Below are 15,598 nucleotides of genomic sequence, written 5' to 3'. Positions count from 1 at the left end.
CGGCGCAGGGAGTCCAAGGCATGGCCAGTGGTCGCACCAGCATTTTTGTGTTGGCCGGGGTCGGCGTCTGCACCGCAGCGGCGGTGGTTGGCGGTGAGTGGTTCATGGCCCCGAGTTCCGCCTCCTTGATCACCGACAGCCCGAAGGAGGTGATCGACCAGGCCTGGCAGATCGTCTTCCGCGACTACCTCGACACCACCGGCAAGTTCACGCAGGACGATTGGCGCCAGCTGCGCCGTGATCTGCTCGCCAAGAGCTACGGCAACGACAAGGATGGTTATGAGGCGATCCGGGGGATGCTCGGCACCCTCAACGACCCGTACACCCGCTTCATGGACCCGCGGGAGTTCAAGGAGATGCAGATCGACACCTCCGGAGAGCTCTCCGGGGTGGGGATTCAGCTGAGTCTCGACAAGGAGACCAAGGAGCTGATGGTGGTCTCGCCGATCGCTGGTTCGCCCGCTTCCCGGGCAGGGGTCCAGCCGAAGGACGTGATCGTCCAGATCGACGGCAAGTCCACCAAGGGCATGACAACTGAGGATGCGGTCAAGCTGATCCGTGGCCAGGCCGGCAGCACGGTCACGCTGCAGATGCGCCGCAACAATCAGCTGCTTGATGTGCCCCTCACCCGCGCGCGGATCGAGCTCCACGCGGTTGAACATCAGATCAACACCAGTCCCGATGGGATGAAGGTGGGCTACATCCGCCTCAAGCAGTTCAACGCCAATGCCTCTAAGGACATGCGCGCCGCGCTCTTAGACCTGGAGAGTCAGGGGGTGCAGGGCTACGTTCTCGACCTGCGCAGCAATCCCGGTGGTCTGCTGGCCGCCAGTGTCGAGATCGCTCGCCAGTGGCTCGATGAGGGCATCATCGTCTCCACCCGCACCCGTGATGGTATTCAGGATGTCAAGCGGGCCAACGGTCGGGCGCTGACAAAGTCGCCCGTGGTGGTTCTGGTCAACGAGGGTTCAGCCAGTGCCAGCGAAATTCTCTCCGGTGCCCTGCAGGACAACAAGCGCGGCGAGCTGGTTGGCCAGAAAACCTTCGGCAAGGGCCTGGTTCAGTCGGTGCGGGGGCTCTCGGACGGCTCCGGCATGACGGTGACGATCGCCAAATACCTCACCCCGAGCGGGCGCGACATCCACAAGCACGGGATTTCGCCGGATGTGTCGGTGAAGATGAGCGAGAGAGAGATTCAAGATCTCCAACTCGAAGACATCGGCACCCGCAAAGACAGTCAGTACAGGGCGGCAGAAACCCTCTTGGTCAAACAGCTCAGAACCCTCGGCCAAGCTCCAGCTAAGCCCTATAACCCCACCAGCGCCAACCTTCCTGCCGCACTCGAAAAGCCCTGAAGCTCAGGGCTTTTACGCCTGTTGCCTGGCGATCTCGCCCGGCATTCCAGGTTGCCTGAGTCAGCTGATGGGCTGCATCAAGCCGCCGCCGGGGCTGGAATCGTCGTCGTCGTTGTTTTTCTGCTCGGTTTGAAACAGGGCAAACAGGCTTAGGGCCAGGCCACTGACCACAAAGCACACCAAGCTGAAACTGGCATCAAGAGCTGCTGCATCACTACCGATATCGATCAGTTCGCCCAAAGCCCTTGCCCGAAGTGAGGCAATTGTAACGAACTTTTGCGGAAGTGCGGATTTGGGCCTGAGACTCGCTCACACCACCAACACTGCCGCGTTCTGCGCCGCTGATTGGTCCTGTTGTTGGGCCGGGGTGAGTCCGTCAGCCTGGGGGATCTGGCTGGCCATGGCGGTGAGCCACTCCATCAGGGTTTCGAGCTGCTTGTCGGCGGGCAGCACACTGAGGCCGCGGGCCAGCACTTTGGCCGTGCTGCCGGCGCCGCCTTGGTACACCAGCCGGCCATGCAGGTGTTGAGGCAAACCCTGGCGCAGCAGGCGGAAGGCGGGTTCTTCCATCGGGGTTTCGAGCACCAGATTGGGTTTTTCGGGTTTGATGCGCGAAAAGCCGCAGCGCTTGGCGATCAGTTTCAGCTCCATCAGCTGCAGCAGGCTGTTCACCGGCGCCGGCAGGGCGCCGTAGCGGTCGATCCAGTCGGCGGCGAGCTCCAGCAGTTCGCCCTTGCCGCCGCAGGCGGCGGCGGCGCGATAGGCCGCCATCTTCTCGTCGGCTTCGGTGATCCACTCGGCCGGGATGAAGGCGGTGATCGGTAGGTCGATCTGGGTGTCTTCCACGGCCGGGATGTCCTGGCCCTGGATTTCGGCGAGGGATTCCTGCAGCATCTCCATGTAGAGATCGAAGCCGATGGTTTCCATCTGGCCGCTCTGCTCCACCCCAAGCAGATTGCCGACGCCGCGGATTTCCATGTCGCGCATCGCCAGCTGGTAGCCACTGCCCAGTTGGGCGAATTCCTGGATGGCCCGCAGCCGCTGCCGGGCGGCCTCACTCAAGGCCGCATCGCCGGGATAGAAGAGCCAGGCGTGGGCTTGCACGCCGCTGCGGCCCACCCGCCCACGCAGTTGATACAACTGCGCCAGGCCAAACTTGTGGGCATCTTCCACCAGGATCGTGTTCACCCGGGGAATATCCAGGCCGCTCTCGATGATCGTGGTGCAGAGCATCACATCGGCTTCACCGGCGTTGAAGGCCACCATGGCGCTCTCCAGCTCCCCTTCCGCCATCTGGCCGTGGGCCACCAGCAGCTTCAGGCCCGGCAGCATCAGGCGCAGCGCTTCAGCCACCTCCTCGATCCCCTCCACCCGCGGTACCACGTAGAACACCTGGCCGCCGCGGTCGAGTTCCTGGCGGATGGCGCTGCGTACCGCCTCGTCGTCACGGGCAGCGAGGTGGGTCTTGATCGGCCGCCGCAGCGGCGGTGGCGTGGTGATCAGGCTCATTTCGCGCACCCCGGAGAGGCTCATGTAGAGCGTGCGCGGGATCGGTGTGGCCGAGAGCGTGAGCACGTCCACGTCTTTGCGCAGCGCCTTGATTTTTTCTTTCTGCTGCACACCGAAACGCTGTTCTTCATCCACCACCAGCAGGCCGAGTTGCTCGAAGCTGGTGCCCTTGCCCAGCAGCTGGTGGGTGCCCACCACCACATCAACCGTGCCGGCCTTGAGCCCTTCGAGGATCGTCTTGCGTTCGCTGCTGGTGCGGAAGCGGTTCAGCAGGGCCACCTTGATTGGGTACGGGGCGAAGCGTTCGCTCAAGGTGCGCCAGTGCTGCTGGGCCAGCACCGTGGTGGGAGCGAGCAGGGCGGCCTGCTTGCCGGCTGTCACCGCCTTGAACAGGGCCCGGATCGCCACTTCGGTTTTGCCGAAGCCCACATCGCCGCAGACCAGCCGGTCCATCGGCTGGGGCTTCTCCATGTCGCGCTTCACCTCGCTGATCGCCTTGGACTGGTCTGGGGTGGGCTCGTAGGGGAAGGAATCCTCCAGCTCCAGCTGCCAGGGGCCATCGGCGGGGAAGGCGAACCCGGGGGCCTGGTGGCGTTCGGCATAGAGCTTGACGAGATCGAGCGCCACCTTGCGCACGGTCTTGAGGGCCCGTTCCTTGGCCCGGCTCCAGGCCACCCCGCCCATGCGGTTGAGATCGGGTGGGGCGTCGCTGCTGGCCCGGTAGCGGCCGAGGCTGCCGAGCTGGTCGGCCGCCACCCGCAGGGTGCCGTCGGCGTATTGCACCACCAGGTAGTCGCGGGATTCGCCGCTGATCGCCAGATTTTCGAGCTTCAAGAAGCGGCCGATGCCGTGGTTGCGGTGCACCACGAAATCGCCGGGCTGCATCTTGCCGGGATCGACGGTGCGGCTGGCCGCCTTGCGCCGCCGCCGCACGTAGCCCGAGGTCCCCAGGCTCTGCTGGCCGAAAAATTCGCGGTCGGTGAGCAGCACCAGCTTCCAGGCCGGCAGCTGCAGCCCATCAAGCTCGGCGCTGCCCCTGATCTTCAGGGCCACCGGCGTGTTCTGGTCGATCAGGCGCTCGATCGCCGGGATGTCGTTGGAGTTGGGCACGAAGCGGGTGATGCAGTCGTGCTCTTCGAGCAGGGCCACGGCGCGGCTGGGCTGGGCTGACACCAGCCAGACCCGGGCCTTCTCCTGCTGGTAGCCCTTCACCAGCGCCGCCAGCCGGCCGAACTGGTTGGGGTGGGCGGGCACGGCCCGGCCGGCCAGATCAAAGCTGTTGGGATGGCGGTCGCTCTCGTGCAGTTCGGCGAGATCGAAACCGGCGAAGGCCCCGGCTTCGGCCAGGGCCTCGGCGGCCGGACGATGCAGCCGCGGCACCGGCACCTCAGCGTGATGGTCTTCGGCGTGGTCGAACCATTGCTGGCCGTGGGCCAGGCAGTGGCTGCGCCCATCAATGGCGATCAGGGTGTGGGCGGGCAGGTAATCCAGCAGCGAGGCCGGTTGCGCCCAGGCCAGCCCCATCAGCCGCCGCATCCCCTCGGGGGTGCCGCCTTCGAGCAACTGGTCGAGGGCTTCGGGGCTGAGCAGGCCTTCGAGCCCATCGGGCATCGAGGCCCGCAGGGCATCGGCCACCAGGGGGCCATACCCGGTGGGGGTGAGACGCACGGTCTCGATCGGATCGAGCGAGCGCTGGCTGGCCAGGTCGAACTCGCGCAGTTTCTCGAGCGTGTCGCCGAAGAACTCCAGGCGCACCGGCAGCTCGGCGCTCACCGGAAACACATCAACGATGTCGCCGCGGCGGCTCCAGCTGCCTTCCTGCTCGATCGTTGGCACCCGCTCGTAACCCAGCCGGCTGAGGGTGTCAGCCAGGGCGTCGAGGTCGACCAGCTGGCCCTTGCGCAGGCTGAGGCACTGGGCCGCCAGGGCCGCCGGTGGCGGCAGGTGGGGTTGCAGCGCCCGCTCGGTCGCCACGATCGCGCCGCACCAGCCGCGGGCGCCGGCGCCATCCACCAGCTCACTGAGCACCTGGAGCTGGCCCCAGGTGATCTCGCTGGTGGGGTCAAACGGTTCGTAGGGCGAGCCTTCGCTGGTGGGATAAAGGGCGGTGGTCGGCCAGCCCATCAGCTCCAGCAGGGAGCTCCAGCGGCCCGCCTCCTCCAGGGTCGGCACCACCACCAGCAACGGCGCCGCAGCCAGCCGGGCCAGGGCGCTGCTGATCAGGGCCCGGCCCGGCCGGCCGGCGCCGCTCAGCCGCAGGCGATCCGGCCGCTTGCTGCGCTCCAGCACTTCCCCGGTCAGGGGCACCTGCTCGAGCTGGCGCACCAGGGCGGTGAGGGGCATCAGGCTGGGCCGGCGAAGGGATTTGATCCTGCCAGTTCCGCGCCAGCCGCCGCTGGTGCCGAAGCGAGGCAGCATGGTGCGCAGCCGTCGCCCCGCCTCCCTGGCCCGCTCCCGCTCCAGCTATCACAACCTTCAGAAGCCAAGCCCCCGGAAACCTGGCCTTCGGGGTTTCGTCCTGGTGGTGGGCGGAGTTTTCGGGGCTGGCCTGGCCTGGTCGCTGCTGCCCCAGGCCCCGGGCCTCCCGCTTGAGGCCTTGCAGGCGTTGCCGCTGCGGCTCAGTGAAGGCTGGATCGCCAGGGCGCCGGCGCCCCCCAGGCCGGGCGACGTGGTGCTCGGCTCCCCCCAGTTGCCTGACCTGCTGGAGCAACTCAAGCTGGCTGACCAGAACTGGCGGCCCCGGGCCGTACCCCTTGCCGGCGGCGGCTTTCGCTACCTCTACCTGCGCCGCGCCGATGATCCCCTGCTGACGATCGATCAGATCAAGCAGCGGATCCTCAATCCACCCGCGTTCGAGCGGGAACTCCAGGCGATCGCCGCCCTGGTGCCCGCCTTGGAGGGTGTCGGTGTGCGCCTGCTGCTGGGGCCGCCGATCCGGCAGGGAGCCACGGCCGAGTGGGATCCGGCGGGGCGCACGATCCGGATCCAGCCCGCCGTGGTGAAGAGCGGCAGCCTGGAATTTGCCCGCGTGCTCAACCACGAGGCGATCCACGTGGCCCAGAGTTGCCGCCGTGGATCGCCGTCGGCCTCACCGCGGCTGTTGGGACTCTCCAACAACCTCGACCCGCAGGGACAGCGCCACCTCGACGATCCGCTCTACGCCAGAGCCTCGGCCCTGGAGCGTTCCCTGGAGAGGGAGGCCTACGCCAACCAGCAGCGCCTCGATCTGGCCCTCTCCCTGCTGGAGAGCGAATGCCCGCAGAGGCGCTGAACGGCAGTCAGCTGAACGGCACTCAAAGAACTGGGAGTTCACCGATCAACACCCCCTCCAGCAGCATGTTGAACTGCAGCAGCTGTTCGTCGCTGAGTTGCTGGCGGCTGGCTAAGGCGAAGTGCTTCTCCAGGAACTCCCGGCCCTGGCTGGCTCCCCACCGCAGCTGGCCGAGCAGCTGATCGCACTGGCCGAGCAGTTCCGGCCGCCGCAGGGGTGGGGGCACCAGGGCTGGATCGCTGCCCTCAGCCAGCTGGCGCAGGGCGTTGCGATAGGCGAGCAGGTCGGCATAGCGGATCAGACGGCTGCGGCTGGGATGGCCGAAGGCCCGCGCCAGGTAGGTCGCCTCCTGCTCGCGGCCCCAGCCCAGCCGCTTCAGCTGCAGCTCCACCTCCGTCAACTCGTCGCTCCAATCCTCGGGATCAGTGGGCGGTTCGGCCTCAGGGGCCGACGGGCTGGATGGTTCTTTGACGGCAGGCTCGGGGCTGACGCTGAGCAACGGGGCCTGTCGGGGAGCCGGAGGTCGGGCTGTGGCGGCAGTGGCTCCTTCGGTGGCTATGGGGACCTCCGCATCGGGGCTCAGCCGACTCAGGAGGCGATCGATCGCCCGGTCTTCGGCCGCCTCGGCGCTGCTTCCCTCGCCGACGGCACTGCCCAGGCAGGCGCCCTGCTGCCAGGCGGACACCAGCACCACCCGGGGGCCTGGCTCGGCATGGACCAGCTGGGACTGCAACTGCATGGGGGCTGAGAAGGCGTTGTGGATTTTCTAGAGTGGCTGGCTACGCGCACCACTGGATCGTTCATGGAAGCGGAGTCGATCGAATCGCTGACGCCCCTGTTGCAACATGCGGATCAGTGGAGCGAAGTGCTGCTGCTGCTGCCCTTGTTGGTCGCCCTTGAGGCCGTCCTTTCTGCCGACAATGCCATCGCCCTGGCGGCAATCTCCCGGCGACTGCCTGACCCCCTGAGCCAGCGTCAGGCGCTCAACCTGGGCCTGTTGCTGGCCCTGGTGTTTCGCATGGGTCTGATCGTGGCAGCCCGCTGGGTGCTCAACCTCTGGCCCTTGCAGCTGGCGGCGGCGGCCTACCTGCTCTGGCTGGCTGGCTCCAACCTGCTGGGCTCGAGCCCGGCCAGCTCTCCGCAGGACAGATCTCCGCAGGACAGCGCCGCGCAGATCGGCGAGCCACAGACGAACCCGGAGCCCCCAGGGCCGGCCAATGGCCTGGGGAGTGTGGTGCTGACCCTGGCTGTCACCGACCTGGCCTTTTCACTCGACAGCGTGGCTGCCGCCGTGGCGGTCACCGATCGCCTCTGGCTGGTGATGCTGGGTGGCTTGATCGGCGTGATTGCCCTGCGGCTCACCGCTGAATTGTTCATCCGCTGGCTGGAGGTGTATGCCCATCTGGAGCGGGCCGGCTACCTGGCGGTGGGCCTTGTCGGACTGCGGCTGCTACTGCGTCTGGCGCTGCCCCAGTTCGAGATGCCGGAGTGGGTGTTGATGCTGCTGGTGGCTTCCCTGTTCCTCTGGGGCTTCTCCAGGCGCAATCCAGAGGTGGCGGCGGAGGTGACCCCCTGAGCCCCCTGCGCGTTGACCTGCTCCAGGCCGGCAGCGGCCAGCTGTTGGAGCACTTCGAGGTTGGTGAGCTCGGGGAGCTGCCCCAGCCGGGCCTGTGGTTTCAGGTCGGGGCACGCAGCTTCCTGGTGCTGCAGCGCCACCACCGTTACCGGCTATGCAATGGTCGCTATGAACTGGCCTCGGTGGCCCTGAAGGTGAAGGTGCAGCGCCAGCCGGAGGATTCTCGCTGGTGGAATCAGCACTGGGTGATCGGCGATCCCAGTTGCCGCTTCAATGCCCGCACCCCCCTGCTGCGCTGCGCTGTCCTGCCGGAAGGGCCCTGCGAGCGCTGCTCCCACTACGCCCCGGGCTGAAGCCAGAAATCAAGCCAGGGCCTGCCGGATGGCAATGAGGGCGAAGCAGAGAAACAGGCCACCGCTGAGGCGAAAGAGCAGCCGCTCCTGAATCCGCCGGCCGATCCACTTGCCGGCGCCCACCGCCAGCCCCGTCACCAGCCCATGGCCGGCCAGGGTGCCGGCCAGCAGGCCGGCGAAGCTGAAGGCCGGTGCGGTGGCCAGGGCGATGGTGGCGAACTGGGTGCGATCCCCCAGCTCGGCGAGGAACACCAGCACGAAGCTCTCGCGGATCACTGCCCAGCTGCCCAATCCGATCTGGCGGTCTTCGGCCCTGTTCACCAGCTCCTCGGCCTCCTTGGCTTCCTGCTCAGCGGCCCCCTCTCCCATCGTCTGGGCATCGACCAGGAGTTTGAGGCCGAACCCCGCGAACAACAGCGCCGCCAGCCAGGGAACCAGGGCCGGCGGCAGCAGTTCGCGCAGGCCATAGCCCAGAGCCAGCGAAATCAAGGTGACGGCGGCCAGGGCGCTGAAGGCCCCGATGAACACCCAGCGCCCGCGGTGGCGGGCCGCCAGCAGCATGGCCACGAAGAAGGTCTTGTCGCCCAGCTCCGCCAGGGTGATGGCGGTGAAGCTGGAGCCGAAAGCGGCGAGGGCGGGATCCGTAGCCATCAGAACGGTTCGCCACAACCGTGTGCCTTGGCCGCAAGCCCCTGCACCGCTGTGATCGGCACCAGCTCGATCCTTAGCAGCACGATCAACATCCGCCGGTGTTCCCGCTCATGGATGATCAGATCGAGGCGTGGCATCGGCGTTCAACCTGGGGGGATCACCTGTTGGATCAAGGCCATGTAAAGCGGAATCCCCACAATGATGTTGAACGGGAAGGTGACCCCCAGCGCCGTTGAGATGTAGAGGCTCGGGTTGGCCTCCGGCACGGTCAGGCGCATGGCCGCTGGAACGGCGATGTAGGAGGCGCTGGCGCAGAGCACCATGAACAGCAGCGTGTCCCCCTGCGGCAGGGAGAGCAACAAGGAAACGCCAAGCCCGACGACGGCATTGACCAGGGGCATCAGCAGCGCAAAGCCAATTAAGAAGGCGCCGGCCCGGCGCAGATCTCCCAGCCGCTGGGCGGCCACCAGGCCCATGTCGAGCAGAAAGAAACTCAGGACGCCGTAGAAGAGCTTGTCGGTGAAGGGAGCCATCTTCTCGATCCCTCCGGGGCTGAAGGCGGCCACCAGCAGGCCGATCAGCAGGCTGCCGACCAGCAGCAGCACCGAACTGTTCAAGAAGGCTTCATGCAGCAGGCTGCGCCAGTGGATCTCCTCACGCCCGCTTGCCTCCCCAGCCCCACGGCCTGGATCGCTGCGCGGCCGGCCGCCGGAGAGTTTCACCAGCAGCAGGCCAACGATGATCGCCGGCGATTCCATCAGGGCGAGGGCGGCCACCATGAAGCCGTCGTGGGGGGTGCCGGTGACATCGAGAAAGCTCTCCGCCGTGATGAAGGTGACGGCACTGATCGATCCGTAGGTGGCGGCGATCGCCGCGGCATTGAAGCGGTCGAGCCCCTGCCTGAGCACAAAAAAGCAGTAGATCGGCACCAGCACCGACATCACCATCGCCGCCAAGACCGTCACCACCACCTGGAAGCCAAGGCCGCTTTGCTGCAGCTCCACGCCACCCCTGAAGCCGATCGCCAGCAGCAGGTAAAGGGAAAAGAGCTTGGGCAGCGGGGCCGGAATCTCCAGATCCGAGCCCACCAGCACCGCAACCACGCCGAGGGCAAAAAACAGAACCGGCGGTGAGAGCAGGTTCTGCAGCACCAGGCTGGTGTCCATGGGGTGCCTGGCTCTGAATCAGCGGGTAGGAATGTCGACCCTACAGAGCAGGGTTGGGCTCACGGCCAGGGGATCCCAGGGGTTGAAAGGTGAGCAAACAGGATCCGATGGGATCAACCCTTGACCGCATCGCCGCTGGCACTGGGCAGGATGTAGCGCTGCAGCAGCACGAACAGCAGCAGCACCGGCAGGATCGAAACCACCGAACCGGCGGCCACGATCCGCCAGTCGAGCGAGAAGCTGCTGGCCAGCTGCTGCAGGCCCAGGGGCAAGGTGTAGAAACCGGGATCGTCGAGGATCACCAGCGGCCAGAGGAAATCACTCCAGGTGCCGATGAACACGAACATCGCCAGGGTGATCAGGTCAGCGCGGGCGGCAGGGATCATCACGTTCCACCATTCTCCCGCCGGCGTGCAGCCATCGATGCGGGCAGCCTCTTCGAGCTCCACCGGAACGCCGATGAAACTCTGGCGCAACAGAAAGATGCCGAAGGCTGTGGCCGCCTGGGGAATGATCAGGGCCCAGAGGGTGTTGCGCAGGCCCAGCTGCACCATCAACAGATACAGCGGAATCATCACCACCTGGAAGGGAATCAGGATGGTGGCCACCACCAGGGCCAGCACCGGGCCGCGGCCGGCGAAGCGCATCCGCGCCAGCGGGTAGGCCGCCAGCGAGCAGAACAGCAGGTTGCCGACCACCGCCAGCAGGCTCACCACCGTGCTGTTGAACAGGTAGAGCCCCATGGGGTGGTCGGCGAACAGGCGCCGGTAGGCGTCGAGGCTGGGCTGCTCGGGCAACAGGGCCGGCGGGGTGGTGAAGATGTTCTCCGCTGGTCCCTTCAGCGAGGTGCTCACCAACCAGAACAGGGGCACCAGCACCAGCAGCGCCAGGGCCAGCAACACAACCAGCAGCAGAACGTTCGCTGCCCTTGATTTGCCCACCGCGGATGTGCTCAAAGCGTCGGCCCCGCGGCAATCGCCAACGGCGCTTGCTGGGGATGGAGAGGGGTGCGTTCGCGGCCATGCAGCAGCCGGTTGAGGGCGTTGACGAACGCCTGGGCCGCCGCCACGACAATGTCGGTGTCAGCGGAATGGCCGGAGTAGAGCATCTCCTGGTGGCGCAGACGGATCGTCACTTCGCCCATGGCATCGATTCCCTCGGTCACTGATTTGACGCTGAATTCCACCAGCTCATTGGGTACCCCCGCCAACGCGTTTAGGGCCTGGCAGACCGCATCCACCGGGCCGGTGCCGATGGAGGCGGTGGTTCGTTCACCGCCATCGGCATCCACCAGGGTGACCGTGGCGGTGGGCTGCAGTTGGCTGCCGGTGCTCACCTGCACCAACTTGAGGGTGAAAACAGCTTCGAGTTGCTGGGCCTGTTCGCTGACGATCGCTTCGAGATCGCGGTCGGTGATGTCCCGTTTGCGATCGGCCAGTTCCTTGAAGCGGGCAAAGGCTTCGGCGAGATCGTGGGCGTCGAGGGAGTAGCCCAGCTCCTCCAGCCGGGCCCGGAAGGCGCTGCGGCCACTGAGCTTGCCCAGGGAGAGCCGGGTGTCGCTCAGGCCGATCGTGCGGGCGTCGATGATCTCGTAGGTGAGGCGGTTCTTGAGCACGCCGTCCTGGTGGATGCCCGATTCATGGGCGAAGGCATTGGCACCGACGATCGCTTTGTTGGGCTGAACCATCATCCCGGTGAGGTTCGAGACCAGCCGCGAGGTTTTGTAGATCTCCTCGGTGCGGATCCGGGTGAGTGGCGCGATGCTCTGGGCTGGCCGCTGCAGAAAGGGGTTGAAATAGCTGCGCCGCACATGCAGGGCCATCACCAGCTCTTCGAGCGAGGCGTTGCCGGCCCGTTCGCCGATGCCGTTGATGGTGCACTCCAGCTGGCGGGCGCCGTTTTTCACCGCTTCAAGAAAGTTGGCCACAGCCAGGCCGAGGTCGTTGTGGCCATGGACGGAGATCACCGCCTGGTTGATGTTGGGAACATGGCGATTGATGCCGGCAATCAGGGCGCCGAATTCACTGGGGGTGATGTACCCCACGGTGTCGGGGATGTTGATCGTGGTGGCGCCGGCGGCGATGGCCGCTTCGATCACTTCGTAGAGGTATTCGGGGTCGCTGCGACCGGCATCTTCGCAGGAGAACTCCACATCCTCAACAAGCGAGCGGGCGTAGGCCACCATCTCGGCGGCAATTGCCAGCACCTCGCTTCTGCTCTTGCGCAGTTTGTGCTCCAGGTGGATGTCGCTGGTGGCGATGAAGGTGTGGATGCGGCGCCGGGCGGCCGGGGCCACCGCCTCGGCGCAGGCCTTGATGTCGTTTTCCGTCGCCCTTGCCAGCCCGCAGATCACCGGACCCTCCGGTCGCCCCACGGTGGCGGCGATGCGCTGCACGGCGTTGAAATCACCGGGGCTGGCGAAGGGAAAGCCGGCCTCAATAACGTCGACCTGGAGCCTGGCCAGCTGGTGGGCGATCGCCAGCTTCTCCTCCAGATTGAGGCTGGCGCCAGGGGACTGTTCCCCATCGCGCAGGGTGGTGTCGAAGATCAGAACCCGGCCGGGATCGCTGGCCATGACCGCTATAAGTCGAAGCGACTATGAGTTGAAACCAGTCTAGACGGAGGGGCAGATGACCACCTCGCGGCGGATCGGTTGCGGGCGGATCAGGTCGGTGGAACTCAGCTCGGCCCGCGGCCCTTCGCCACGGTTCTGCTCCAGCCGTTGGCTTGCTGTGGCCAGCAGGGCTTCTGATTTCTCGAGCCTGGAGCGCAGCTGGGAGAGATCGATGAACTGATCGACCGCATTGCGCAGTTCCCGCGGCACCATGCCTTCGCAGTTGATCAAGGTGATCTTCAGGCCCAAGGTGCGCAGTGTTTCGACCAGCCGCTCCAGGTCACGGCTGCCGCTCAGCAACCAGAGTTCATCGCTGCGCAGGGCCACGGTCATCAGATCCAGGCAGATCTCGACATCGAGATTGGCCCGGGCGAACTGGCGCTGCTCGGCGTCGTTGCCGAATTCACGCAACGGCTTGGTTCGCACCGTGAATCCCAGGCTGCTGAGCGCGTCGCGGAAGGGCCTCTGGTCACTGGGATCCTTGAGGCCCGTGTACCAGAAGGCACTGCCCAGCTCCACGCCCGGACCCTCCCGGGCCAACTCCAGCAGCCGGCGTGGGTCGAAGAACCAGCCGAGTTTCTGTTGGGCGTAAAACATGCCGTGTCCATCGACTGCCAGGCAACGCCGCATTGTTTCCCACCCCTTGGCATAGACCCTAGAAGTGGGCCAGGGGCACTGGGCCCGAGCCGTTGCCGCGAAATAACTCAGAATGTGACTGAATCCTGGTCGCCATCCGGTCGTTCCTCTGAGCGGCTGGATCCGGAACTGTCCTGGCCTTTAGAGTTGGACGATTGAGCGAAAGGGATGGCCGCAGGCGAACTGGCCCTCGTCCTCCACGCCCACCTCCCTTACGTCCGCAGCAGCCAGCCGGGTTCCCTGGAGCAGGACTGGTTCTTTCAGGCTGTCCTGGAGTGCTATCTGCCCCTGCTGCGCTTGCTCGAGGTCGGTGCCGCCGGCAGCGCGCCGAGCCCGCAGCTCAGCCTTGGGCTCTCGCCCACCTTGCTGTCGCTGCTGAGCGATCGCGATCTGCACCAACAGTTTCCGGTCTGGATCCAGCAGCGCCAAACCTTGCTGGCCTCGGCCCATCCCAGCCAGCAGCTGGCGGCAGTGGCCCTGGCTGAGCAGTTGCAGCAGGCCCGCAGCGACTGGCCGAGCGAAGCGGGCGAACTGCTCGCTCGCTTCCGTCAGCTTCAGCAGGCCGGCGTTCTCGATCTGATGACCTGCGCGGCGACGCACGGCTATCTGCCCCTGCTGCGCCAGACACCTGAGGCGGTTCAGGCCCAGCTGCTCACGGCGATTCGGGAGCATGAGCGCTTGCTCGGCGAGCGGCCCCTCGGCATCTGGCTGCCGGAGTGCGCGTACTACGAGGGCCTGGATCAACAGTTGGCCAGCTGCGGCCTGCGCTATGCCGTGCTCGATGGCCACGGCCTGCTGCATGGCTTGCCCCGCCCCCGTTACGGGATCTATGCCCCGATCTGTTCGCCAGCCGGGGTTGCCTTCTTTGGCCGTGATGGCAACACCACCCTGCCGGTCTGGTCAGCCAGCGAGGGCTATCCCGGCGATGGCGCCTACCGGGAGTTCCATCGGGACCTGGGCTGGGATCTGCCCGAGTCCGATCTCCAACAGCTGGGGATCCCCTGCAGCCGCCCTCTGGCCCTCAAGCTGCATCGGGTGACCGGCCAGGGTTGCCCGCTGGATCTCAAGCAGCCCTATGAGCCGGAACTGGCGAAAACCCAGGCGGCTGAGCATGCTGCCGATTACATCAGCGGGCGGCTCGCTGAGCTGAGGCGGCTGGAGGAGGTGATGGACCGTCCGCCGCTGCTTGTGGCCCCGTTCGATGCCGAGCTCTTCGGGCACTGGTGGTATGAGGGCCCCACCTTTCTGGCGGAAGTGTTCAGCCAGGGGGCGGCAGCGGGGCTCCGCTTCACCAGCTTGAAAGGGGTGTTGGCTGAGGCCAGACCGTTGCAGATCTGCCGGCCCTCACCTTCCAGCTGGGGACAGGGTGGCTACCACCACTACTGGCTCAACCCAAGCAACGCCTGGGTGGTGCCGGAATGGGAGCGGGCCTCGGCCGCCATGGTCAAACGAGTGAACAGCGGCGTGACCAGCGGCAAGACCTGTGGCCTGACCAGCGCCAAGCAAGAGCGGATCCTGACCCAGGCGGGGCGGGAGCTGCTGCTGGCCCAGTCTTCCGACTGGAGCTTCATCCTCCGCGCCGGCACCACCACGGAGCTGGCCCGCGACCGGATCCTCTCCCATCTGGACCGTTTCTGGCGCCTGCTCGATGCGCTTGAAACCGGAACAGAGCCGCCAAGCCAATGGCTGGCGGCACTCGAGAGTGAAGACAGAATTTTCCCGCTGCTCAACAGCGCCGACTGGGCAACTGCTGCCCTGCCATCTGCCGTCGTTCCCAGCTGATTGGTTTTGGTGATTGATTCTGTATCACTATTTGATGGCCTATTTCCTGGCCAGATTGTTCTCCAGTTGTTCAGTCTCTTTCCTGGCTAATCAGCTTTGTGATTGTTGCCAGCACGGCAGAATTTTTGCCTGGCATGTTTCAAACGGCCAAGAAGTCGCCAAAGCTCTCGCGTCGTTCAGTGGGATTCCGAGACGGCAGCTACAGTGAATAGGTGAGTGCCTTGAGTGAATTGAAAGCCATGTTCAAGAACGTGTTGGTCCCGACGGATGGCTCGGAACTCTCCACCCAGGCGATTCATTCGGCCGTTGACTTTGCCAAGGCCATTGGAGCGCGCCTTCAATTTATGCATGCGCGCTCCAGCCTTCCCCTCTCGCTCACTGGCATTGACCAGTGGGTCAATCCCTCCACGCTCGATGAGCTGATCACAGCCACCCGCGAAGATTCCGAGCGAATCCTGGCCGAAGCGATGGCGATCGCCGCCGCCGCCGGTGTGGAGGCCAAGGCGGAAGCCGTGGTGCATGAGGTGCCGTATCAGGCCATCATCTCGGCAGCCGATCAGCATCAGTGTGATCTCATTTACATGGCCTCCCATGGGCGCCGCGGTCTGAGCAACTTTCTGCTAGGCAGCCAGACCCAACGGGTGCTCACCCACGCCAGCCAGCCGGTTCTGGTTTCCCGCTGAGT

The 15,598-nt window shown here is 65.7% G+C and carries 15 protein-coding genes; 6 read left to right on the top strand and 9 right to left on the bottom strand.

The genetic code is table 11. From position 1 onward, the window contains the following. Positions 1-20 precede the first annotated feature (20 nt). Positions 21-1,355, top strand: coding sequence for a S41 family peptidase (locus tag BM449_RS03540; protein WP_071800085.1), 1,335 nt, complete (start codon positions 21-23; stop codon positions 1,353-1,355). A 60-nt stretch (positions 1,356-1,415) separates the two neighbouring features. Here the strand turns inward: BM449_RS03540 and BM449_RS03535 are convergent, their stop codons facing one another. Together BM449_RS03535 and mfd are read right to left on the bottom strand one after the other, a co-directional pair. Further along, complete coding sequence (locus BM449_RS03535; protein ID WP_071800084.1) at positions 1,416-1,595, bottom strand: hypothetical protein; 180 nt, start codon at positions 1,593-1,595, stop codon at positions 1,416-1,418. A gap of 69 nt (positions 1,596-1,664) precedes the next feature. Continuing rightward, positions 1,665-5,207, bottom strand: a complete 3,543-nt coding sequence (mfd, locus tag BM449_RS03530) for a transcription-repair coupling factor (protein ID WP_071801933.1) — start codon at positions 5,205-5,207, stop codon at positions 1,665-1,667. A 55-nt stretch (positions 5,208-5,262) separates the two neighbouring features. Between mfd and BM449_RS03525 the strand changes: the two genes are divergently transcribed. After that, positions 5,263-6,135: a hypothetical protein gene (locus tag BM449_RS03525; RefSeq protein ID WP_145536615.1), complete on the top strand. Its 873-nt coding sequence runs from the start codon at positions 5,263-5,265 to the stop codon at positions 6,133-6,135. A gap of 22 nt (positions 6,136-6,157) precedes the next feature. Here the strand turns inward: BM449_RS03525 and BM449_RS03520 are convergent, their stop codons facing one another. Further along, positions 6,158-6,874 (bottom strand): hypothetical protein, encoded by a 717-nt coding sequence (locus BM449_RS03520; RefSeq protein WP_071800082.1) that lies wholly within the window; start codon positions 6,872-6,874, stop codon positions 6,158-6,160. A 63-nt stretch (positions 6,875-6,937) separates the two neighbouring features. On the opposite strand from BM449_RS03520, the gene BM449_RS03515 reads away from it, so the two are divergent. Then, on the top strand, positions 6,938-7,711 hold the full coding sequence (locus BM449_RS03515; RefSeq protein ID WP_071800081.1) for a DUF475 domain-containing protein: 774 nt from the start codon (positions 6,938-6,940) through the stop codon (positions 7,709-7,711). Between the two features lie 5 nt (positions 7,712-7,716). Next, on the top strand, positions 7,717-8,064 hold the full coding sequence (locus BM449_RS03510) for a DUF6464 family protein (protein ID WP_071801932.1): 348 nt from the start codon (positions 7,717-7,719) through the stop codon (positions 8,062-8,064). 9 nt (positions 8,065-8,073) lie between these two features. Here BM449_RS03510 and BM449_RS03505 read toward each other — a convergent pair whose 3' ends face one another. The 6 genes from BM449_RS03505 to BM449_RS03485 form a co-directional block, all read right to left on the bottom strand. After that, entirely contained in the window at positions 8,074-8,715 is a 642-nt protein-coding gene (locus tag BM449_RS03505; protein ID WP_071800080.1) for a TMEM165/GDT1 family protein, read from the bottom strand. Then, positions 8,715-8,852 carry a hypothetical protein gene (locus BM449_RS14915; protein ID WP_162922839.1) on the bottom strand — a complete coding sequence of 46 codons (138 nt, stop codon included), beginning with the start codon at positions 8,850-8,852 and terminating at the stop codon, positions 8,715-8,717. The genes BM449_RS03505 and BM449_RS14915 overlap by 1 nt, the downstream gene beginning before the upstream one ends. A gap of 6 nt (positions 8,853-8,858) precedes the next feature. Beyond that, positions 8,859-9,881: a sodium-dependent bicarbonate transport family permease gene (locus BM449_RS03500; RefSeq protein ID WP_071800079.1), complete on the bottom strand. Its 1,023-nt coding sequence runs from the start codon at positions 9,879-9,881 to the stop codon at positions 8,859-8,861. A gap of 113 nt (positions 9,882-9,994) precedes the next feature. Then, positions 9,995-10,837 carry a carbohydrate ABC transporter permease gene (locus tag BM449_RS03495; protein ID WP_071800078.1) on the bottom strand — a complete coding sequence of 281 codons (843 nt, stop codon included), beginning with the start codon at positions 10,835-10,837 and terminating at the stop codon, positions 9,995-9,997. Then, positions 10,834-12,456, bottom strand: coding sequence for a 2-isopropylmalate synthase (locus BM449_RS03490; RefSeq protein WP_071800077.1), 1,623 nt, complete (start codon positions 12,454-12,456; stop codon positions 10,834-10,836). The genes BM449_RS03495 and BM449_RS03490 overlap by 4 nt, the downstream gene beginning before the upstream one ends. Positions 12,457-12,495: 39 nt before the next feature. Beyond that, positions 12,496-13,125 (bottom strand): NYN domain-containing protein, encoded by a 630-nt coding sequence (locus BM449_RS03485; RefSeq protein ID WP_083544369.1) that lies wholly within the window; start codon positions 13,123-13,125, stop codon positions 12,496-12,498. A gap of 174 nt (positions 13,126-13,299) precedes the next feature. Between BM449_RS03485 and BM449_RS03480 the strand changes: the two genes are divergently transcribed. Together BM449_RS03480 and BM449_RS03475 are read left to right on the top strand one after the other, a co-directional pair. Next, the gene (locus BM449_RS03480) at positions 13,300-14,913 is read left to right on the top strand and encodes a 1,4-alpha-glucan branching protein domain-containing protein (protein WP_071800076.1); all 1,614 of its coding nucleotides are present in this window, start codon (positions 13,300-13,302) and stop codon (positions 14,911-14,913) included. A 221-nt stretch (positions 14,914-15,134) separates the two neighbouring features. Then, complete coding sequence (locus BM449_RS03475) at positions 15,135-15,596, top strand: universal stress protein (protein ID WP_233831039.1); 462 nt, start codon at positions 15,135-15,137, stop codon at positions 15,594-15,596. The last annotated feature ends 2 nt before the right edge of the window (positions 15,597-15,598 follow it).

This window comes from Synechococcus sp. SynAce01, assembly GCF_001885215.1.
Classification (GTDB): domain Bacteria; phylum Cyanobacteriota; class Cyanobacteriia; order PCC-6307; family Cyanobiaceae; genus Regnicoccus; species Regnicoccus frigidus.
This window is presented reverse-complemented; position numbering and strand designations above follow the sequence as displayed.